Origin of the sequence: Streptomyces sp. NRRL B-24085, assembly GCF_001282115.1 — a bacterium.
Classification (GTDB): domain Bacteria; phylum Actinomycetota; class Actinomycetes; order Streptomycetales; family Streptomycetaceae; genus Streptomyces.
In genome coordinates, this window is record NZ_LJBR01000035.1 from 1 (window position 1) to 20,784 (window position 20,784).

The window sequence follows — 20,784 nt, forward strand, 5'->3', positions numbered from 1 at the left end:
TGGCCGGGACGTCGAGGGTGCCGGAGCGGACATGGCGCTCCTGGCCGCCGCCGTGCAGCACGGGGACGGGGGTCCACTCGCGGCCGAGGACGAGCGCCCCGATGCCGTACGGTCCGCCGATCTTGTGGCCGGAGACCGTCATCGCGGCGAGGCCGGAGGCGGCGAAGTCGACCGGGACCTGGCCGAATGCCTGGACCGCGTCGGCGTGCAGCGGGACGCCGAACTCGGCGGCGACGTCGGCGAGTTCACGGACCGGCAGGATGGTGCCGATCTCGTTGTTGGCCCACATGACCGTGGCCAGGGCGACGTCGGCGGGGTTCTGGGCGATGGCCTCGCGCAGGGCGTCGGGGTGGACCCGGCCGTGCTTGTCGACCGGGAGGTACTCGACGGTGGCGCCCTCGTGCTCGCCGAGCCAGTGGACGGCGTCGAGGACGGCGTGGTGCTCGACGGGGCTGGCCAGGACCCGCGTCCTCGCGGGGTCCGCGTCGCGCCGGGACCAGTACAGGCCCTTCACGGCGAGGTTGTCGGCCTCCGTGCCGCCGGAGGTGAAGACGATCTCGCTGGGCCGGGCGCCGAGCGCCTCCGCGAGGGTCTCACGGGATTCCTCGACCGTACGGCGGGCCCCGCGGCCGGAGGCGTGCAGGGAGGAGGCGTTGCCCGTGACGCCGAGGTGCGCGGTGAGTGCCTCGACCGCCTCGGGGAGCATCGGGGTGGTCGCGGCGTGGTCGAGGTATGCCATGGTGACGCCGATTCTACGGGTCGCGGGTGCGCGTCCTCAGGCCAGGACCGGCCGGTGCCACGGCCTCAGAAGCTCCAGGACGGCGTGTTGTCGAACTGCATGAAGGCCACCAGGACCAGCAGGTCGGCCACACCGAGTCCGAGGCCGAGGTAGGCGCGGCCGCGGCGGGCGGTGCCGCGCCACAGGGCGACCGAGGCCAGGACGATGGCGATCGGGCCGAGGAAGACGTTGAGGACGAGAAGGCCGAGGAGACCGAGGACGAAGGACGCCACGGCCATGCCGTCGGCGTCACGGGCGCCGGTCCGGCGGCTGGCCTGCGCGGTGAGCTGCATGGTGATCAGTGCTCCTGGGGACGGTCGGGCGGCGGTCAGTGGGACGGGGTGCGGCGGCGGGCGTGGCGCTCGCGGAGCGCGAAGATGCCCAGCCAGGCGGCGATCACGACGGCGGCGACGGCGGTGAAGGTGAGCGGCGCGTGGGCGACGGTGCCCAGGACGACGCCGAGCAGCATGAGTGCGGCGACGAGGAACAGCATGGGACGGATCCCCCTCCGGTTCGGCAGTCGTTACGTTTGGGTGAACAGTTGTAGTTACAGTTGTTCACTGACTTGAGAGTCTAGCGCGTCGTACGGCTTTCCAATTACGGAGAACAGTTGTTAACTGGATGACATGAGTCACACCCTCGGCATCCGGCAGGCACAGAAGCAGAAGACCCGGCAGGCGCTCCTGGACGCGGCGTTGGCCCTGTTGGAGGAGCAGAGCCTGAGCAGCCTGGGCCTGCGCGAGGTCACGCGTGCCGTCGGGGTCGCGCCGACCGCCTTCTACCGGCACTTCCGCTCCACCGCGGACCTCGGCGTGGCTCTGGTCGAGGAGGCGCTGGGCAGCCTGCACCCGATGATCCGGACGACGGTGTCCACGGCCGACGACCACGGTCAACGCATCAAGCGCGCTATCGAGCTGATCGCCGGTCATGTGGACGCGTACCCCGCCCACGTCCGTTTTATCGCCCGGGAGCGACATGGCGGGGTCCAGCCGGTCCGGGAGGCCATCCGCGACCAACTGGCCCGGTTCGGGCAGGAGGTGAAGGACGAGCTGGCCAAGGACCCGGTGTCCGGGGGCTGGAGCGACGAGGACCTGCTGATGCTGGCCAACCTCTACGTCGACCAGATGCTGATCACGGCCTCGCTGTTCCTGGAGGCCCTGGAGGCGCCCCCGGAGGAGCGGGACCGGGTCTGCCAGGTGGCCGAGCGCCAGATGCGGCTGATCGGCATCGGCCGCGAGCACTGGCTGGATTGAGACCCCCGGCTCGTCAGCTCTGCGTCGCCGCCGCGCTCGCCGCCGCGCTCGGCGCTCCGCTGGGCGCGCCGCTCGGGGCCGCGCCGCCCGCACCGCCGCCGGGTCCGCCGCAGCCGCCCATGCCGCCGCCGGGGCCGCCCTGACCACCGCCGGGGCCGCCGCTCGGCATGCCGGAGGGGTTGCCGCCGGGCGCACCCGAGGGCCGGGCGGTCCCGTCGGCCGTCGGGGCACCCGAGGGGACGCCGCTGGGCATGCCGGAAGGCTTGCCGCTGGGGGCCAGACAGTTCTGCTGCCCCGAGGTGCCGCTGTCCGAGGTCGACGACGAGCCGCCCGAGCCGCAGGCCGCCAGGGCGAGGGGCGAGAACGCCAGCAGGGCCACGGCGGGGAGGAGACGCACACGCTTCATGAGAGACAGCTCCAGGGAAGATGAGGAAGTCCTGAGGCCGGGAACTCTCCCAACTCCCCCTGGGTATGCGTTGAGTTGAGCCTGTCCCTCACCTGTGCAGCAGGCGAAGCGCGGCCAGAACACGGAGCCTCAGCTGCTCGGCGTCCTCACCTCGCCGGGCCCGGGGTGCCGCTCAGCCCAGCCGCACCCGCGCCAGCTGCCTCGACTGGGCGACCAGCCGGTCCGCGGTGTCCCAGACCTCGGCGTCCTCCTCCAGGAAGCCGCCGGCGAGGTTGCGGGTGGTGATGGAGATCCGCAGGGGGCCCGGGGCGGGGCGGCACCTCACGTGCACGGTGAGCTCGACCGTCGGGACCCAGCCCTTGAGGCCGAGTTCGAAGGCCGTCGGCGGGAGCGCGTCCACCGCGAGGAGCAGGGAGAGGGGGTCGGCGTCCCGGCCGTCGGCGAGGCCGAACCAGGACCGCATCTCGCCCTTGCCGGACGGGGCGCCGAGGGCCCAGCCGAGCGTCGAGGGGTCCAGCTTGAGCATCAGCCGGTCGGTGATGGCGGAGCTGCCGTCGACGGGAGCCGGCCCGTCCTCGGGGCCGAAGCACTGGTCCATGGGCGGGATCGCGGGCGGTCTCGCCGTCGTACGGACGTCGTCGGGCAGGGCGTCGAGGTCGCCGTAGGAGGCGAGGACGCGGATGCGTTCGACCTCGCGGCCCTCGTCGTCGTACTGGAAGAGCGAGGCCTGGCCGGTGGAGAGGGTGCGGCCGGCGCGGACGACGTCCGTGCGGATCACCGCCGGTCCGGGCTGGGACGCGGTCAGGTAGTGCGCGGAGACGGTGAACGGGTCGGCGTGCGGCAGGGCGTCCGCGAGGGCGCGGCCCAGGACCGCCAGGAGGTAGCCGCCGTTGACGGCGCTGATGATCGTCCAGCCCGCGGAGAGGTCGATGTCGTAGACGCCGGGCGCCCGGCGGGTGACCGCGGTGTCCCGGTCGAACTCGCTGTCCCCGATCGTGGCGCGCGTGGCGGAGGCTGCTTCTGGCATGCCTGAACGCTACAACAAGCAACTACTAAGCGGTAGCTTTGTGGCCGTTCCGTCTCGCGCCGGCCAGGTGAGACGCGTGCAATTTCTCGGTAAGTGTCCGTACTCGTCCGTAAACCCCCGCTGCCGCCTCCCCCTCTACAGGGACATGAGCCTCACCGGGACCGCGTTCCTCTACACGCTGATCGTGCTGTCCGTCGTCGCCGTCGTGCTGCCGCTGGCCCTGTGGTCGCGGCTGCCGGGACCCCGGATCGCCCGCGCCGCCGCCCGCGTGGTGATGGTGCTGTTCGCCCAGGGCACGGCCGTGGCCCTCGTCTTCGTGCTGGTCAACAACCAGAACAACCTGTACGACAACTGGGCCGACCTGCTCGGCACCGGCGACCACGTCCAGCAGGCCGCGAACCTGGGCGCCGACGGCACCGGCGGGATCTCGCTGAAACGCCTGCCCAAGGTGAAGCAGCACTTCTCCGAGGTCTCCGGGCCCGGCATGGAGGGCGTACGGGTCACCCAGCTCAAGGGCCGGGTCTCGGGTGTGAACGCCGAGGTCTACGTCTGGCTGCCCCCGCAGTACCGCGAACCCGCCTACCGCCACCACAGGTTCCCCGTGGTGGAGCTGCTGTCCGGCTATCCGGGCTCGGCGAAGGCCTGGTTCGGCTCGCTGCACGCGGTGAGCCGGCTCCAGCCGCTCATGCGGGACGGCAGGGTGGCGCCCTTCATCCTGATCGCCCCGCGCATGAACCTGCTGGCCGGGGTCGACACCGGGTGCGCCAACATCACGGGCACCGTCAACGCCGACACCTGGCTCAGCGTCGACGTGCCCAAGATGGTCACCGACAACCTCCGCGCCCAGTCCGGTCCGGCCGGCTGGGCGGTGGCCGGGTACTCGGCCGGCGGGCACTGCGCGACCAAGCTCGCCGTCGCGCACCCGGACCGCTACCGGGCCGCGGTCAGCATGTCCGGCTACAACGACCCGATCGGCGAACGCAACTCCCTCGCGGCCGAGACCCCCGCCCTGCGCCGCGCCAACAACCCCTACGTACTGCTGCGCGAGGCCCGCACCCCGCCCGCGGTCGCGCTCTACGAGTCCGGTCAGCCGGGCGACGGCTACGAGGCGGCCATGGGCCTGGAACAGGTCGCGAAGGCGCCGACGACCGTGCACGTGGTCTACGTCCCGAAGAGCGCGGGCGGCCACAACATGGCGCTGTGGAAGCCGCAGGTGGTCCCGGCCTTCCGCTGGCTGACCGAGGAGATGGGGCTGCTGCACGGCCGGGCGGGCGCTACTCCTCACGCACGGTCGACCGGCGGTTCCACGCCCGCGGAGCTCGCCAGTGGAACCGCATCGCGAGCAGGCGCAGTACGAAGGCGGTGAGCGCCGCGAGCCCGCTGGTGAACGGGGTGAGGGCGCCGTAGCGGATGCACAGCACGACCATGGTGGCGCCGACGATCGCCGGGACCGCGTACAGGTCGCGGTCCCAGCGCAGCAGCGAGGGCACCTCGTTGGCGAGCACGTCCCTGAGCACACCCCCGCCGACGGCGGTGGCGAGGCCGAGGGTCGCCGACTGGGTGAGGCCGAGCCCGTACTCGTACGCCTTCGTCGTCCCGGCGACGCAGAACAGGCCGAGACCGGCCGCGTCGAAGACGTTCACGCCGGCCTGGATGCGCTCCACGTGCGGGTGCAGGAAGAAGACCAGGAGGGCGGCGAGCAGCGGGGTGATGAAGTAGCCCAGGTCCGTGAAGGCGGCGGGCGGTACCGCGCCGATGATCAGGTCCCGGAACAGCCCTCCGCCCAGCGCGGTGACCTCGGCGAGGACGGCGATGCCGAAGACGTCGAAGTTCTTGCGGACGGCCAGCAGCGCGCCGGAGATGGCGAAGACGAAGATGCCGACGAGGTCGAGCGTGTGCTGGACGGAGGGCGTGAACAGTTGCTGGAGCACACCGCATTGTCCCGCACGGCCTGTTGCGGGATGCGCCGAGCGGGAGAGCGACGGGACTGCTCCGCGCTCTCCCGCTCGGGGGGGTGCAGGACCTGGCCTGCTCGTCATGCCCTACTTGTCGGCCGGGTCCTCACGGTCGGCTTCCGGTTCCGTGGTCGACTCGCCGGTCTTCAGCGGTGCCGCGGGAGCGGTCCGCGCGCCCGGACCCGTCTTCGCGGCCGTGGCCTCGACGTCCGCTGCGGCCTCCGGCTCCGGCTGCTCGGCCGAGTCCGCCGCTTCCCCGGCGGCCTTGGCGTCGGCCTCCTTGCCGCCCGGCACGGATCCGGCCACCGCCGCGACCGCCGCCGACGTCTCCGCCGACTCGGCCAGGACCTCCTCGGCGACCAGCTCGGCCGCCTCCTTGGCGACCGACAGGAGCACGGTGTCCTGCGGGGCCTGGTCCTCGAAGTTCTCGGGGTGGTGGCAGGCCACGCGCTGGCCGGGACGCAGCTCGACCAGCTGCGGCTCGGTGGTCTTGCAGACCTCCGTGGCCTTCCAGCACCGCGTGTGGAAGCGGCAGCCGGAGGGCGGGGAGATCGGGGACGGGACGTCGCCGCGCAGCAGGATGCGCTCGGACTTGCCGCCGCGGCGCTTGGGGTCCGGCACCGGGACCGCCGACATCAGGGCCTTGGTGTACGGGTGCATCGGCGCCTCGTACAGCGAGGTGCGGTCGGCGAGCTCGACGATCTTGCCGAGGTACATCACCGCGATGCGGTCCGAGACGTGCCGCACCACGGACAGGTCGTGCGCGATGATCACGTACGTGAGGCCGAGCTCCTCCTGGAGGTCGTCCATCAGGTTCACGACCTGCGCCTGGATCGACACGTCGAGCGCCGAGACCGGCTCGTCCGCCACCACCAGCTTCGGCTTGAGGGCCAGCGCTCGCGCGATGCCGATGCGCTGGCGCTGACCGCCCGAGAACTCGTGCGGGTAGCGGTTGTAGTGCTCGGGGCTCAGGCCCACCAGCTCCAGGAGGCGCTGGACCTCCTTCTTCACCCCGCCCTCGGGCTCCACGCCCTGGAGCCGGAAGGGCGCCGAGACGATTCCGCCGATGGTGTGCCGGGGGTTCAGCGAGCCGTACGGGTCCTGGAAGATCATCTGGATGTCCCGCCGCAGCGGACGCATCCCGGCGGTGTTCAGCCGTGTGATGTCCTGGCCCTCGAAGTGGATCGTGCCGCCGGTCGGGTCCTGGAGGCGGGTGATGACCCGGCCCATGGTCGACTTGCCGCAGCCCGACTCGCCCACCACGCCGAGGGTCTCGCCCTTGCGCACCTCGAAGTCGATGCCGTCGACCGCCTTGACCGCGCCGACCTGGCGCTGGAGGACGCCCTTGCGGATCGGGAAGTGCTTCTGGAGGCCCTCGACCTTGAGCAGTACCTCGCGCTCGTCGGGGGCGGTCGTCACGTCCGCGTCCGTCTTCTTCGTCTCACTCACAGCTTCGGCGCAATCTCTTCGGTCCAGATCCGCGTGCGGTCCTCCGGCGAGAGGTGGCACGCGGACCAGTGCCCGCCGCCGACCTGCTGGAGCTCCGGGCGCACGGTACGGGTGACATCGCCCTTGGGGATGTCCGCGTACGGGCAGCGGGGGTGGAAGGCGCAGCCCGAGGGGACGTTGATGAGGCTCGGCGGCTGGCCCTTGACGGGGATGAGCCGCTCGGAGGTCTCCCGGTCGATGCGTGGCATCGAACCGAGCAGGCCCCAGGTGTACGGGTGCTGCGGCCGCTCGAAGACGTCGTCGACGGTGCCGCGCTCCACGCACCGGCCGCCGTACATCACGAGGACGTCGTCGGCGATCTCGGCGACCACACCCAGGTCGTGGGTGATGAGGACGACCGCGGAGCCGAACTCCTTCTGCAGGTCCCGGATCAGGTCGAGGATCTGCGCCTGGACGGTGACGTCGAGGGCGGTCGTCGGCTCGTCCGCGATGAGCAGTTCGGGGTTGTTGACCAGCGCCATGGCGATCATCGCGCGCTGGCGCATACCGCCGGAGAACTCGTGCGGGTAGCTGTCGACGCGCTTGCCTGGCTCGGGGATGCCGACCCGGTCGAGCATCTCGATCGCCCGCTTGCGCGCGGTCTTCTTGTTGACGTCGTGGTGGACCCGGTACGCCTCCACGATCTGGTTGCCGATCGTGTAGTACGGGTGCATCGCGGACAGCGGGTCCTGGAAGATCATCGCCATCTCGCGGCCGCGCAGCCGGCGCACCTCGTCCGGGTCGGCGGAGACCAGCTCCTTGCCGCCCAGCCAGATCTCGCCGGACATCTGCACGTTCTTGCCGCGTGCGCCGAGCCGGTGCAGGCCCATGATCGCCAGCGAGGTGACGGACTTGCCGGAGCCGGACTCGCCGACGATGCAGAGGGTCTTGCCCTTCTCCACCTGGAAGCTGAGCCCGTCCACGGACTTGACCAGTCCGTCGTCGGTCGGGAAGTGCACCTTGAGGTCGCGGACCGCGAGGAAGGCGTCGGGAGCGTTGCCGGGCGCGGGCTCGCCCAGAGCGGCACCGGTCTTGGAGAGTTCGGTCACGAGAGCCTCACCCGCGGGTCGGCGGCGGCGTACAACAGGTCCACCAGGAGATTTGCTACGACGACGAAGATGGCGGCCAGCAGGGTGACGCCGAGGATCGGGGGCAGGTCGTTGTCGGTGATGCCCTGGACCGCGTACTGGCCGATGCCGGGCAGCGAGAAGACCGTCTCGGTGATCACGGCACCGCCGAGCAGCAGACCCAGGTCCATGCCGAACACGGTGATGATCGGCGTCAGGGCGGCCCTGAGGCCGTGCCGGCCGACCACGTTGCGCTCGCGCAGGCCCTTGGCGCGGGCCGTGCGGATGAAGTCCTCGTTCATCGTCTCCAGCATGCCCGAACGGGTCAGCCGGGCGTAGATGGCGGAGTACAGCAGAGCGAGCGAGCACCAGGCCGGGAAGAGGGTGTTGGCCCACTGGGCCGGGTTCTCCGTGAACGGCACATAGGTGCGGCCGAAGATGGGCCACTGGTAGGTGAAGAGCAGCAGCGCCAGGTTGCCCGTGAAGAACATGGGCAGCGAGACACCGGCGAGCGCGACGCCCATGAAGCTGCGGTCGAAGAAGCTGCCGGGCTTGAGCGCGGAGATCACACCGATCACCACGCCGGAGACCAGCCACAGCACGGCGGCACCGAGGGCCAGCGACGCGGTCACCGGGATGCGCGAGGTGAGCTGCGGCCAGACCGCCTCGTGGGTCTTGAAGGAGTAGCCGAAGCACGGCGCGTCGCAGTGCGCGGTCGTGGGACCCAGGTTGTAGGTGGCCCCGGACACGACACCCTTGATGAAGTGCCAGTACTGCAGGTACAGCGGGTCGTCCAGACCCAGGTTCTGCTTGACCGCGAGGATGTCGGCCTTCGACGGGCTCTTGCCCAGGTACTGCTGCGCGAGCTGGTCGGCGGTCTGGCCGGCCATCCGCGGCAGCAGGAAGAAGATCGCGAAGGTGACCGCGGTGACGACCAACAGCAGGATCACTGCCGCGAACGTCCGACGGAGGATGTACGAGATCACGGGGACCGGCGCTGGTGCCCGTGGGCCGCGAAGCCCACGGGCACCAATGCCTTCACCTGCCTTCCGGGGCTACTTCTTGGTCGTGCCGATGTTGAGGTAGTCGTACTGACCGCTGAAGGCCGCCGTGGACACCAGGTTGGTGAAGCCGGCCGGGCGGTACAGCAGGACCTTGAAGTAGGTCAGCGGGACCAGCGCCGACAGGTCCATCGCACGCTTGTCGATCTGGGCGTACAGGGCGTTGCGCGCCGTGTCGTCCTCGGTGGCGATGGCCTTCTCCAGCATCTCGTTGATCTGCTTGTCGTTCAGGTACGAGAGGTTGGTGTTGCCGGAGGCACCGATCGCGTCACCGTGCAGGATCTGCTGCAGGAAGCCGTAGCCGGAGGGCCAGTCAGCACCCCACTGCATCATGTGCAGACCGATGTTCTGCTTCTTGTCGAAGGTCGGCACACCGGCGTAGTCGGTGAAGTACTTGCCCGACGGGTACTGCTTCAGGCTGGCGTTGATGCCGACCTTCTTCAGCGAGGCGATGATCGCGGTGGCCGCGTCGATCTCCTGCGGACGGTCGCTGCGGGCCGAGATGTTGGTGTTGATGCTCGACTTGCCGCAGGCCTTCAGCTGCTCCTTGGCCTTGGCCGCGTCGCCCTTGTTGCCGGTGGTCGCGTAGACGTCCGCCTTCTCGTAGCCCGGGATGTCCGGCGGCAGGACGGTGGTGGCGATGTCACCGCGGATCGGGCCGCCCTCGGCGGTCTGCACGGAGACCTTGTCGATGGCGAACTGGACGGCCTTGCGGCACTCGACCTTGTCGAACGGCGCGACCTGGGTGTTGATCGCCATGTAGACCAGGCGGCCACCGTAGGTGTTGTCCGTGTTCGACTTCAGGTTGGCGTCGTTGACGACCTTGGCCTGGGTCGCGGCCTGGACACCGGTACCGCCGAGGTCGATCGCGTCGCCGGCCTGGACGTCCTGGTCGATCGTCTCGGCGTTGACCTTCAGCTTGACGACGATCTTGTCCGGGTACTGCTTGCGCAGCGGGTCGGTCTTCGCGTCCCAGTTCTCGTTGCGCACGAGGACGGCCTGCTGGCCCTCCTTGTAACTCTGGAACTTGTAGGAGCCGGAGGAGACGATGCTCTTGACGTAGTCGACGCCGGTGTCCTTGGACTGCGGCACGGGGGCCGTCTGCGGCGTGGCGACCAGGTAGTCGAACTCCTGGAAGGCGCGGTTGAGCTTGAAGACGATCGTGTTGTCGTCCGGCGTCTCGATGGACTTCAGGCCCTCGGCGCTCTTGTCCTTGTAGGGGCCCTTGTACTTGTCGCCGCCCTGGAGGAACTGCTGGAAGTAGTTCGGGCCGAGGGAGAGCACGTCACGCGCGAAGTTCGAGCGCTCGACGGCGTACTTGACGTCCTTCGAGGTGATCGGCGTGCCGTCCTGGTACTTCAGGCCGGAACGGATCTTGTACGTCCAGGTCTTGCCGCCGTCGCTCGGCTGGCCGGCGCTCTCGGCGAGGTCCGGGACCAGCTTGTTGCCCTCCTCGCCCGCACCGGGCGCGAAGGTCATCAGCGGGCGGGCGTAGAGCCTGCTGAGGTTGTACATGTAGGCGTAGTACGTGTTGCCGGGGTCGAAGGAGTCCGGGACGTCGGAGTACTCGTACGTGACCGTCCCACCCTTCTGGGTGGAGGCGTTGACGACACCCTTGGTCGCTGCGTTGGCCCCAGCCGACTTGTTTTCGTCTCCACCGTTGTCATCGGCCTTGCTGCAAGCCGAGAGCAACAGGCTCGCACTGCCGATGGCCGCCACTGCGGCCAGCGCTGACCTTCGCATGATGGTCTGCTTCCCCTTCAATTGTCGGAAATCTTGTGGACTCTCACCGCGGCCGCAGATCAGCGGCTGCGCGGGTCGAGAGCGTCGCGGAGACCGTCACCGAGCAGGTTGAACGCAAGGACGGTCACGAAGATGGCCAGACCAGGCACGATCATGAACTGGGGGTCGACCTGGTAGTAGTCGACCGCCTGGTTGATCATGCCGCCCCAGGACGCCTGCGGAGGCTGGATGCCGACGCCGAGGAAACTGAGGGACGCCTCGAAGAGGATGTTGGTCGGGATGAGCAGCGTCGAGTAGACGATGATCGGGCCGACGAGGTTCGGCAGCAGCTCCCGGAAGAGGATGTAAGGGCCCTTGGCCCCCATCCCTCGCGAGGCGTCGACGAACTCCCGCTCGCGCAGGGCCAGTGTCTGACCGCGCACGATGCGGCCCAGGTAGGGCCAGTTGAAGAAGCCGATGATGAAGATCAGCACGCTGATGTGCAGCGGCAGGCCCTCCAGCCCGAAGGCACCGCCCTGCAGGGTGGCCGAGATGGCGATGGCGAAGAGCAGCAGCGGGAACGCCAGGAAGGTGTCCATCAGCCGGCTGATGATCGTGTCGACCCGGCCGCCGTAGTAGCCGGCGACGACGCCGAGCACGGCGCCGATCGTGTTGGACAGGATCGTGGCGCCGAAGGCGACGACCAGCGAGACCCAGGAGCCCTCGAGGATGCGGGTGGCGATGTCGCGGCCGAACTTCGGCTCGACACCGAGCGGGTGGTCCCAGCTCATGCCGCCCCAGGCGCCCTTGGGGAGGGAGGTGTTGGGGTCGATCAGGTCCTGGTGCAGGGCGTTCGGGTCCAGGCCGAACAGGGCCTGGATGGGCCGGGACAGCACCGCGACCAGGATCAGCAGGATGACGATCACACCGCCGGCGACCGCCACCTTGTCCCTCTTGAACCGGGACCAGGCGATCTGCCCCAGGGAACGGCCCTCGATCTGCCCCTTGCCGGCGCCGGCAAGGACAGCCTCCGGCTGCGCCTCGGCCTGCGCCCCGGTGGTCTCGATCGGTGCGGTCACAGTGACCCGACCCCTCTCGCCGGTGGTGACCGGCCTACACCTGCCGTGGATTACGGCTTTGTCGACTTGCTCAGCTCGCAGGAACGTCTGATCCTGCGTCTGCCTGGGGAGTCTTCAGCTTCGCTGCGATCACCCGCCAGGCCTGGCGAAGAAAGTATGCGTAACCGTGATGCAGTACGAGGGATTCCGTTATCCGAACAACGGGTAACGCCCCTCGGACGTATGTCAGTTGGGACAGAACGGCACAATAAGCGACGTTCGGGACAATCCTCCGCCATCTACGCGCGAAGAAACGGGGCTGTTACGCAAACGAGCCGAACGGGTTGCCGTCGCTCTCAGTAACCACCGCGGACCGGCGGGTAGCCGTACCCGGAGGCCGGCGCCTGGGCGGGCGATCCGTGGGCCTCGCGGTCGTAGAACGGACGGGCACCGGCGCGCATCCACAGCGCCACCGGGTCGTACTCGTCGGACATCGCCACCGTCGACACCGGCAGCCCCTCCGGGACGGCGCCGATGGACTGCTGCATCATCGCGCGCACCGAGTCCACGGCCGAGGGGCTGGTGTCGTACACGTCCAGACCGATGGCGAGGTACGGCGCCCCGAGCGCGGGCTGGACCCAGGCGCGGCGCAGCGAGCGGACCGCCGGGGTGCGGTGGGCGTTCTGCACGAGCAGGGCGTAGAACTGGGGGACCTCGATGCCGGGTTCGGACAGCCGGAGCGGACCGGCCGGCTGGCGCTCCAGGCCGGTCGCGATGCGGCGCAGGTCGAGCCAGGGGATGCCGACCCCGCCGCCGGGGGCGTGCGGGTTGAGCCAGAGCCCGTAGTGGTCGGGGTAGAGCGTGCGGGCCACGTCGATGCCGTCGACCACTTCGTACGAACGGTTCCAGCCGCTGGCGCTCAGCTCCTGCGCCGAGGTCACACAGGGGGCGTAGCCGTAGCCGTCGACCTCCATGTTCCCGTACTGGGCGTCCGGGGAGCCCGCCTGGCCGTGCCACAGGAGCATCCAGATCTGGCCGTTGTTCGGCGTCGCGAGGGCGCGCAGCAGTGCCTCGTACGCGTCGTAGCGCCCGGGGGTCACCTGGCGCAGCATGTGCTCGACCGTGCCGGTCGCGGTGCCCGTGCCGCTGGCGCTCACGTCGTATCGCCCTTCTTGGAAGTTGCCCCGAGTATGAAACCAGCTTAAGCGCCCAACAGCGCGGCTCCTGCTGCCGTGTGCGACCGCGGGTCGTGGGGGCTGATCGCGCCCACGCGGCGGAGCCGCACATCGGCACAGCCCCGCGCCCCTGGGCAGTCAGGTCCCCTGCGTGTAGAAGGGCCGTACCTGGCCTCGCATCCAGTGGCCCACCGGGTCGTCCGCCACGTCCAGCAGGACCAGGTTGACCAGCCACGGCACCGGGGTCCGCCCGAGGGCCCGGCCGAGGGCGTCCATCGGCAGGGTGCGCAGGTCGCCCTCCCACTGGGAGAGTTCCACGCCCACGAACATGACCGGGTCGGCGGTCTCGATGGCGGCCAGGCAGCGACGGGCCGTCAGGACCACTCCCGTGGCCGCGAACTCGGCGGACGCGGCGGCCAGGAAGTCGACCGGGTCGTCCTGCCAGTCCGGCTCGTAGAGCTTGACCCGGCCGCCGGTGTTGGGCCCGTCCAGCGGGGTGCGGCCCACCCGGCACAGGTCGGCGACGGCGGCGGGCGGGAGGGGCACGCCGACCACGCCGTCGGGGTTCACCGCGATGCCCACGTGCGGGGGCAGACCGCGGGCGAACTCGACCGCCGGGGCGATGGTGTACGACAGATGGCTGCCGACGACCTGGCGGAACTGCTCCTCGGAGCTGAACACCGGGACGAACGCCTGGCCCTCGATCTCCAGGGTGGGCAGGTCGAGGGGGCCGCTGTGCGGGCCGCCGCCGTTCGGCAGGGGGATCCAGACGAAGCTGCGGCCGAGCACCTCGATGATCCGGCCGCCCGCCGAGGGCACGCCGAGGGAGGCCGAGAGCACCTCCTCCAGCTCGTTGCCGGGCCATCCGCCGTGCGGATGGGGGTGCGGGTGCGCCTGCCCTGGGAAGTCCGCGGGAAGATCCGCCGGGAAGTCCATCTGTCTGACCGCCTGCTGTGAACCGCTGTTGATGTGGCTGAAAGGCTAGCGGGTGCGACACGCGGGTGGTCCGGCCCGGGAGAGCGCACGCCTCAGCCGGTGAACCCGATCCGACGCAGCACGTCCGCCGCGTCCCGGTCGATCAGCACCGCCGAGCCGCAGCCCTGGGGCAGATCGCCCCGCTCCACGGAGCGGATCAGCCGGGCGGCGGCGCCCCGGTGCCGCCGGAAGGCGTACCGCGAGACGCCCCGGCCGCGCTCGCGCTGGCCCTCCAGCGCGGTGTCCGCCGTGACGTCGAGCAGCAGCAGGTGCAGGGCGGCGCCCCGGCGCCGGGCCTCGCGGGCCAGCCAGCGCCGGACCCAGGCCTGCGTCCCGCAGTCGTGCACCACGACCCCCTCGCCGGAGCGCAGGGCCCGGCGCAGTCCGGCGTAGTGCGCGAGCCGGACCAGGGGGCGGTAGACGGCGTAGGGAAGCAAGCGGGACAGCTTGGCGTCCCAGCGGTCGCGGGTGTCCTGGGAGTCGATCCGGACCCCCTTGACCGCGCGCTTCATCAGGGTGGACTTGCCGCTGCCGGGCAGGCCGGTGATGACGACGAGGTCCCCCGGGCCGAAGAGCAGGGCGTGCGGACTGCGGCCGGCGCGGTCGCGCAGGTCACGGACGACCGGGCGGGCGCCCAGCGCCTCGACGGCAGGGGCCGCGGACTGCTCCGGCAGCGCGAGCCCCGAGGTCGTCGCGTACGCCCTGGTCCTGTTCACCGTCATCGTCCTCCTCCGGGGTCGGGGTTCCCCTCCCCACCGAGCGTAAAGAGAAGGTAATGGATGATCTCTCGCGTTTCTGTACGCGTACCGCCACAAGCCGGTTACAGAGAGAGGGGTCGGACGCGGCCCTGCCGTCGGCATCCGAGGCGTGCAATGATGTCCGCGCCAACTGCATACCGGCCGCTTGAATCCGCGCGGGAGAGTTCCGGGTACGTGTACCCGGGCGCCGAAGGAGCAAGTCCCTCCCTTGAATCTCTCAGGCCCCGTTACCGCGCGGGCGAGGCACATCTGAAAAGCGGGCCGCCGCCTCGAAGGCGGCCCCACCCAAGGTGCAAGCCATGTCGTTCATGGCGAACCTCTCAGGTTCCGATGACAGATGGGGAGGAATACCTCGCCCGTCACACCCATGTCCTGGGATCCTTGGAGACGACCGTCCGATGAGCAGTTCTGAACTCCGTCTCACCGCGCTCGATGCCCTGCATCGCTCCCTCGGTGCCACGATGACCGACTTCGCCGGCTGGGACATGCCCCTGCGGTACGGCTCCGAGCGCGACGAACACCTCGCGGTCCGCTCGAGGGCCGGGCTCTTCGACCTCTCCCACATGGGCGAGATCACCGTGACCGGACCGCAGGCCGCCGCGCTGCTGAACTTCGCCCTCGTCGGCAACATCGCCTCGGTCGGTGTCGGCCGGGCCCGCTACACCATGATCTGCCAGGAGGACGGCGGCATCCTGGACGACCTGATCGTCTACCGGCTCGGCGAGACCGAGTACATGGTGGTCGCCAACGCCTCCAACGCCCAGGTCGTCCTGGACGCCCTGACCGAGCGCGCGGCCGGCTTCGACGCCGAGGTGCGCGACGACCGGGACGCCTACGCCCTGATCGCCGTACAGGGGCCGGAGTCGCCCGGGATCCTCGCGTCCCTGACCGACGCGGACCTGGACGGCCTCAAGTACTACGCCGGTCTGCCGGGCACGGTCGCCGGGGTGCCCGCGCTGATCGCACGCACCGGGTACACCGGCGAGGACGGCTTCGAGCTGTTCGTGAAGCCCGAGCACGCGGTCGAGCTGTGGCAGGCGCTGACCAAGGCGGGCGAGGGCGTCGGGCTCGTCCCCTGCGGGCTGTCCTGCCGGGACACCCTGCGCCTGGAGGCGGGCATGCCGCTGTACGGGCACGAGCTCTCGCGGAAGCTGACGCCCTTCGACGCCGGGCTCGGACGCGTGGTGAAGTTCGACAAGGAGGGCGACTTCGTGGGCCGCGCGGCCCTGCGCGAGGCCGCGGAGAACGCCAACCACGAGCCGCCCGTCCTGGTCGGCCTGATCGCCGAGGGCCGCCGGGTCCCCCGCGCCGGGTACGCCGTCGTCGCCGAGGGCAAGGTGGTCGGCGAGGTCACCTCCGGCGCGCCCTCCCCCACGCTGGGCAAGCCGATCGCGATGGCGTACGTCGACGCCATGTACGCCGCGCCGGGCACGACGGGTGTCGCCGTGGACATCCGGGGCAGCCACGAGCCGTACGAGGTCGTGGCGCTGCCGTTCTACAAGCGCCAGAAGTAGCCGCACAGGTGATGCTGAGCACGGAGCCGTCGCTCACGCACGCCTTCCGCAGTCCCCCATTCACCAGCACTTCCCCGCGTACAGGAGAATTCAGGCCATGAGCAACCCCCAGCAGCTTCGCTACAGCAAGGAGCACGAGTGGCTGTCGGGCGCCGAGGACGGCGTCTCGACGGTCGGCATCACGGAGCACGCGGCCAACGCGCTCGGCGATGTCGTCTTCGTCCAGCTCCCGGAGGTCGGTGACACGGTGACCGCGGGCGAGACCTGCGGCGAGCTGGAGTCGACCAAGTCGGTCTCCGACCTGTACTCCCCCGTCTCCGGTGAGGTCACCGAGGTCAACGAGGACGTCGTCAGCGACCCGGCGCTGGTGAACTCCGCCCCCTTCGAGGGCGGCTGGCTGTTCAAGGTACGCGTCACGGAGGAGCCGGCCGACCTGCTCTCCGCCGACGAGTACACCGCCTTTTCCGCCGGCTGAGGAGTCCGCACCTGATGTCCGCACTGAACACGCCCCTGCACGAGCTCGACCCGGAGATCGCCGCCGCGGTCGACGCCGAGCTGGACCGGCAGCAGTCCACGCTCGAGATGATCGCCTCGGAGAACTTCGCTCCGCTCGCGGTCATGGAGGCGCAGGGCTCGGTCCTCACCAACAAGTACGCCGAGGGCTACCCGGGCCGCCGCTACTACGGCGGCTGCGAGCACGTCGACGTGGCCGAGCAGATCGCGATCGACCGGCTCAAGGAGCTGTTCGGCGCCGAGTACGCCAACGTCCAGCCCCACTCCGGAGCCTCCGCGAACCAGGCCGCGCTGTTCGCGCTGGCCCAGCCCGGCGACACCATCCTGGGCCTGGACCTGGCGCACGGGGGTCACCTGACCCACGGGATGCGGCTGAACTTCTCCGGCAAGCAGTTCGACGTGGTCGCCTACCACGTGGACCCGGCGACCGGCCTGGTCGACATGGCCGAGCTGGAGAAGCTCGCCAAGGAGCACCGGCCCAAGGTGATCATCGCGGGCTGGTCCGCGTACCCGCGGCAGCTCGACTTCGCGGAGTTCCGCCGGATCGCCGACGAGGTCGAGGCGTACCTGTGGGTCGACATGGCCCACTTCGCCGGCCTGGTGGCGGCAGGGCTGCACCCGAACCCCGTCGAGCACGCGGACGTGGTCACCTCCACCACCCACAAGACGCTGGGCGGCCCGCGCGGCGGCATCATCCTCGCCAGGCAGGAGTTCGCGAAGAAGCTGAACTCGTCCGTGTTCCCGGGCTTCCAGGGCGGCCCCCTGGAGCACGTGATCGCGGCGAAGGCGGTGTCCTTCAAGGTCGCGGCCTCGGAGGAGTTCAAGGAGCGCCAGCGGCGTACCGTGGAAGGCGCGCGCATCCTCGCCGAGCGCCTGACGGCCGACGACGCCCGGGAGGCCGGGGTCAACGTGCTCTCCGGCGGCACCGACGTCCACCTCATCCTCGTCGACCTGCGCGAGTCCGAGCTGGACGGCAAGCAGGCCGAGGACCGTCTCCACGAGGTCGGCATCACGGTCAACCGCAACGCCGTCCCGAACGACCCGCGCCCGCCGATGGTGACGTCGGGGCTGCGGATCGGCACACCCGCCCTGGCCACCCGCGGCTTCACGGCCGAGGACTTCGCCGAGGTCGCGGACGTGATCGCCGAGACGCTGAAGGCGCCCTCTCCCTTCGGGGCGGCCGACGTCGAGACCCTCAAGGCCCGGGTCGCGGCGCTGGCGGACAAGCACCCGCTGTACCCCGGCCTGAGCAAGTAGTTCCACGGTGGGGGCACCCGACGACGCGTGCCCCCACCCTTTTTGAAGGAGTTCCCGTGGCCATCTCGGTCTTCGACCTGTTCTCGATCGGCATCGGCCCGTCGAGCTCCCACACGGTCGGCCCGATGCGCGCGGCCCGCATGTTCGCCCGCCGCCTGCGCAACGAGGGCCTGCTGCCGGCCGTCGCCTCGGTCCGCTGCGAGCTGTACGGCTCCCTCGGCGCGACCGGCCACGGTCACGGCACCCCGAAGGCGGTGCTGCTCGGCCTGGAGGGGGCGTCTCCTCGCACGGTCGACGTGGAGGGCGCGGACGACAGGGTGGCGGAGATCAAGGCCGCGGGCCTGCTGAAGCTGCTCGGCGAGCACGAGATCTCCTTCTCCTTCGACGACGACCTGGTGCTGCACCGGCGCAAGGCGCTGCCGTACCACGCGAACGGCATGACGGTGTGGGCGTACGACGCCTCGGGCGCGGAACTGCTGTCGAAGACGTACTACTCGGTCGGCGGCGGCTTCGTCGTGGACGAGGACGCGGTCGGCGAGGACCGCATCAAGCTCGACGACACGGTGCTGAAGTACCCCTTCCGCACGGGTGACGAGCTGCTGCGCCTGACCAAGGAGACCGGCCTGTCGATCTCCTCCCTGATGCTGGAGAACGAGCGCGCCTGGCGCACGGAGGACGAGATCCGGGCCGGGCTGCTGGAGATCTGGCGCGTGATGCAGTCCTGCGTGTCCCGGGGCATGTCGCAGGAGGGCATCCTGCCCGGCGGTCTGCGGGTGCGCCGGCGAGCCGCCATGACGGCCCGTCAACTGCGGGCGGAGGGCGACGCGTTGGCCTACTCCATGGAGTGGATCACGCTGTACGCGATGGCGGTCAACGAGGAGAACGCGGCCGGCGGCCGGGTGGTGACGGCCCCGACGAACGGCGCGGCCGGCATCATCCCCGCGGTCCTGCACTACTACATGAACTTCGTGCCCGGCGCGGACGAGGACGGCGTGGTCCGCTTCCTGCTCGCCGCGGGCGCCATCGGCATGCTCTTCAAGGAGAACGCGTCCATCTCCGGTGCCGAGGTCGGCTGCCAGGGCGAGGTCGGCTCGGCCTGCTCGATGGCCGCGGGCGCCCTCGCCGAGGTCCTCGGCGGCTCCCCCGAACAGGTCGAGAACGCCGCCGAGATCGGCATGGAGCACAACCTCGGCCTCACCTGCGACCCGGTCGGCGGCCTGGTCCAGATCCCCTGCATCGAGCGCAACGGCATGGCCGCGGTGAAGGCGGTCACGGCGGCGAAGATGGCGCTGCGCGGGGACGGCTCCCACATGGTGTCCCTCGACAAGGTCATCAAGACGATGAAGGACACGGGCGCGGACATGAGCGTGAAGTACAAGGAGACGGCCCGGGGCGGGCTGGCGGTGAACATCATCGAGTGCTGAGCGTCACGGGGAGCAGGAGTGAGCTTTCACCTCACTCCAGGCATCACGGACCTGTACGGCGCGTCCGCCGCATTAGTCCGATCGGGGTTCCTGCGGCAGGCAGGTGGGGCATCATCAACTCCCGTTCCCCCACTCTCACTTCAAGGAGCCCCCACATGCTCCGCGGCATCGATGTCAGCGCGTACCAGTCCTCCGCCTTCAGCACCGAGGGTCTCTCCTTCGTCTTCATCAAGGCGACGGAGGGCCGCTCCTACACCAACCCGAAGCTCTCGGCGCAGACCAAGCACGCCCGCGACGCCGGACTGGTCGTCGGCTTCTACCACTTCCTCTGGCCCGGCAACCTCACCGCCCAGGCCGAGTACTTCGTCAAGCACGCCCCCGAGAAGGGCGGCGACATCCTCGCGGTCGACTGGGAGACCACGGGCGACGGCACCCACGCGAGCAACGCGGAGAAGGACTCCTTCATCCGCAAGGTGCGCCAGCTCCGGCCGAACAACCGGGTCGTCCTCTACACGAACCGGCACTACTGGCTGAACGTCGACACCACGTCGTACGCCGGTGACGGGCTCTGGATCGCCGACTACGTCACGGCCGGCAAGCCGCGCATCAAGGCCAAGTGGCGCTTCCACCAGTACACCGACGACCCCGTGGACAAGAACGTCGCCGACTTCGCGAGCAAGGCGGCCCTGCGGGAGTGGGCGGCCGACGCCTGATCCCGCGGTCACCCTTAGGCTTCGGGCATGGGTGGGACGATCACTGCGGTCAGCAGCAACGGCACGTACTCCTTCAGCAAGCCGAACCGCGAGAGCATCACACTGCTCGCCGGGTTCGGTGTGGAGGGGGACGTCCACGGCGGGGCGACGGTGAAGCACCGTTTCCGGATGCGGAAGGACCCCTCGCAGCCGAACCTCCGGCAGGTGCACCTGATGCACGAGGAGCTGTTCGACGAGCTGCGTGAGGCCGGCTTCGAGGTGGGCGCCGGGGAGCTCGGGGAGAACGTCACGACACGCGGGGTCGACCTTCTGGGGCTGCCGGTGGGGACCCTGCTGCACCTGGGCGAGGAGGCCGTCGTCGAGGTGACCGGCCTGCGGAACCCGTGCGCGCAGATCGACCGGTTCCGGAAGGGGCTGCTGAAGCGGGTCGTGGGCCGCGACGAGGACGGGCGGGCGCTGTTCAGGTCCGGGATCATGAGCGTCGTGGTCCGCGGGGGTGCGGTGCGGGCCGGGGACGCCGTGGGCGTGGAGCTGCCCGGCGGTCCGCACCGGCCGCTCGACATCGTCTAGCCCGCGAACGGATCCTCCAGCTCCGCGCGCAGGATCTCCGCCGCCCCCTCCGCGTACCTGACGGCCATGG

At 70.1% G+C, this 20,784-nt stretch carries 22 protein-coding genes and 1 riboswitch; of the genes, 8 read left to right on the top strand and 14 right to left on the bottom strand.

Annotated elements, in window-relative coordinates:
- From AOJ26_RS05085 to AOJ26_RS43760, 3 genes are all read right to left on the bottom strand, one after another.
- Positions 1-739 (bottom strand): cysteine desulfurase family protein (locus AOJ26_RS05085; protein ID WP_159044212.1); only part of this gene is annotated, 739 nt, incomplete at its 3' end.
- 65 nt (positions 740-804) lie between these two features.
- Entirely contained in the window at positions 805-1,071 is a 267-nt protein-coding gene (locus tag AOJ26_RS05090) for a hypothetical protein (protein WP_053846954.1), read from the bottom strand.
- 35 nt (positions 1,072-1,106) lie between these two features.
- On the bottom strand, positions 1,107-1,271 hold the full coding sequence (locus AOJ26_RS43760) for a hypothetical protein (RefSeq protein WP_086723909.1): 165 nt from the start codon (positions 1,269-1,271) through the stop codon (positions 1,107-1,109).
- Positions 1,272-1,404: 133 nt separating this feature from the next.
- On the opposite strand from AOJ26_RS43760, the gene AOJ26_RS05095 reads away from it, so the two are divergent.
- Complete coding sequence (locus AOJ26_RS05095) at positions 1,405-2,031, top strand: TetR family transcriptional regulator (RefSeq protein ID WP_053846955.1); 627 nt, start codon at positions 1,405-1,407, stop codon at positions 2,029-2,031.
- A gap of 13 nt (positions 2,032-2,044) precedes the next feature.
- On the opposite strand, the gene AOJ26_RS05100 is transcribed toward AOJ26_RS05095, so the two are convergent.
- The gene (locus tag AOJ26_RS05100; RefSeq protein WP_053846956.1) at positions 2,045-2,437 is read right to left on the bottom strand and encodes a hypothetical protein; all 393 of its coding nucleotides are present in this window, start codon (positions 2,435-2,437) and stop codon (positions 2,045-2,047) included.
- A 172-nt stretch (positions 2,438-2,609) separates the two neighbouring features.
- Positions 2,610-3,464 carry a thioesterase family protein gene (locus AOJ26_RS05105; protein ID WP_053846957.1) on the bottom strand — a complete coding sequence of 285 codons (855 nt, stop codon included), beginning with the start codon at positions 3,462-3,464 and terminating at the stop codon, positions 2,610-2,612.
- A gap of 145 nt (positions 3,465-3,609) precedes the next feature.
- On the opposite strand from AOJ26_RS05105, the gene AOJ26_RS05110 reads away from it, so the two are divergent.
- Positions 3,610-4,830 carry an alpha/beta hydrolase gene (locus tag AOJ26_RS05110; RefSeq protein ID WP_053846958.1) on the top strand — a complete coding sequence of 407 codons (1,221 nt, stop codon included), beginning with the start codon at positions 3,610-3,612 and terminating at the stop codon, positions 4,828-4,830.
- On the opposite strand, the gene AOJ26_RS05115 is transcribed toward AOJ26_RS05110, so the two are convergent.
- The 9 genes from AOJ26_RS05115 to AOJ26_RS05155 form a co-directional block, all read right to left on the bottom strand.
- On the bottom strand, positions 4,739-5,395 hold the full coding sequence (locus AOJ26_RS05115) for a trimeric intracellular cation channel family protein (protein ID WP_053846959.1): 657 nt from the start codon (positions 5,393-5,395) through the stop codon (positions 4,739-4,741). The two genes, AOJ26_RS05110 and AOJ26_RS05115, sit on opposite strands and share 92 nt — an antisense overlap.
- A gap of 111 nt (positions 5,396-5,506) precedes the next feature.
- On the bottom strand, positions 5,507-6,868 hold the full coding sequence (locus AOJ26_RS05120) for an ABC transporter ATP-binding protein (RefSeq protein ID WP_053846960.1): 1,362 nt from the start codon (positions 6,866-6,868) through the stop codon (positions 5,507-5,509).
- Positions 6,865-7,956 carry an ABC transporter ATP-binding protein gene (locus tag AOJ26_RS05125; protein ID WP_053846961.1) on the bottom strand — a complete coding sequence of 364 codons (1,092 nt, stop codon included), beginning with the start codon at positions 7,954-7,956 and terminating at the stop codon, positions 6,865-6,867. The genes AOJ26_RS05120 and AOJ26_RS05125 overlap by 4 nt, the downstream gene beginning before the upstream one ends.
- Positions 7,953-8,960: an ABC transporter permease gene (locus tag AOJ26_RS05130; RefSeq protein WP_020139913.1), complete on the bottom strand. Its 1,008-nt coding sequence runs from the start codon at positions 8,958-8,960 to the stop codon at positions 7,953-7,955. Before AOJ26_RS05130 ends, AOJ26_RS05125 begins: the two co-directional genes overlap by 4 nt.
- A 69-nt stretch (positions 8,961-9,029) precedes the next feature.
- Positions 9,030-10,778 (bottom strand): ABC transporter substrate-binding protein, encoded by a 1,749-nt coding sequence (locus tag AOJ26_RS05135; protein WP_053846970.1) that lies wholly within the window; start codon positions 10,776-10,778, stop codon positions 9,030-9,032.
- Positions 10,779-10,837: 59 nt separating this feature from the next.
- Positions 10,838-11,836, bottom strand: coding sequence for an ABC transporter permease (locus AOJ26_RS05140; protein ID WP_037711495.1), 999 nt, complete (start codon positions 11,834-11,836; stop codon positions 10,838-10,840).
- Between the two features lie 335 nt (positions 11,837-12,171).
- Complete coding sequence (locus tag AOJ26_RS05145; protein WP_053846962.1) at positions 12,172-12,972, bottom strand: enhanced serine sensitivity protein SseB C-terminal domain-containing protein; 801 nt, start codon at positions 12,970-12,972, stop codon at positions 12,172-12,174.
- Between the two features lie 156 nt (positions 12,973-13,128).
- A complete protein-coding gene (locus tag AOJ26_RS05150; protein ID WP_053846963.1) occupies positions 13,129-13,926 on the bottom strand; it encodes an enhanced serine sensitivity protein SseB in 798 nt (265 codons plus the stop codon).
- A gap of 92 nt (positions 13,927-14,018) precedes the next feature.
- Positions 14,019-14,687 carry an AAA family ATPase gene (locus AOJ26_RS05155; RefSeq protein WP_053846964.1) on the bottom strand — a complete coding sequence of 223 codons (669 nt, stop codon included), beginning with the start codon at positions 14,685-14,687 and terminating at the stop codon, positions 14,019-14,021.
- 182 nt (positions 14,688-14,869) lie between these two features.
- A riboswitch (glycine riboswitch) is annotated at positions 14,870-14,966 on the top strand.
- A gap of 155 nt (positions 14,967-15,121) precedes the next feature.
- Between AOJ26_RS05155 and gcvT the strand changes: the two genes are divergently transcribed.
- The 6 genes from gcvT (at position 15,122) to AOJ26_RS05185 (ending at position 20,714) form a co-directional block, all read left to right on the top strand.
- Positions 15,122-16,237 (top strand): glycine cleavage system aminomethyltransferase GcvT, encoded by a 1,116-nt coding sequence (gcvT, locus tag AOJ26_RS05160; RefSeq protein WP_053846965.1) that lies wholly within the window; start codon positions 15,122-15,124, stop codon positions 16,235-16,237.
- A 97-nt stretch (positions 16,238-16,334) separates the two neighbouring features.
- A complete protein-coding gene (gcvH, locus tag AOJ26_RS05165) occupies positions 16,335-16,712 on the top strand; it encodes a glycine cleavage system protein GcvH (RefSeq protein ID WP_053846966.1) in 378 nt (125 codons plus the stop codon).
- Between the two features lie 14 nt (positions 16,713-16,726).
- Entirely contained in the window at positions 16,727-18,007 is a 1,281-nt protein-coding gene (glyA, locus tag AOJ26_RS05170) for a serine hydroxymethyltransferase (RefSeq protein ID WP_053846967.1), read from the top strand.
- 56 nt (positions 18,008-18,063) lie between these two features.
- Positions 18,064-19,431: an L-serine ammonia-lyase gene (locus tag AOJ26_RS05175; RefSeq protein ID WP_053846968.1), complete on the top strand. Its 1,368-nt coding sequence runs from the start codon at positions 18,064-18,066 to the stop codon at positions 19,429-19,431.
- 155 nt (positions 19,432-19,586) lie between these two features.
- The gene (locus tag AOJ26_RS05180) at positions 19,587-20,144 is read left to right on the top strand and encodes a glycoside hydrolase family 25 protein (protein ID WP_007384827.1); all 558 of its coding nucleotides are present in this window, start codon (positions 19,587-19,589) and stop codon (positions 20,142-20,144) included.
- 27 nt (positions 20,145-20,171) lie between these two features.
- On the top strand, positions 20,172-20,714 hold the full coding sequence (locus tag AOJ26_RS05185; protein ID WP_053846969.1) for an MOSC domain-containing protein: 543 nt from the start codon (positions 20,172-20,174) through the stop codon (positions 20,712-20,714).
- Positions 20,715-20,784: the final 70 nt, after the last annotated feature.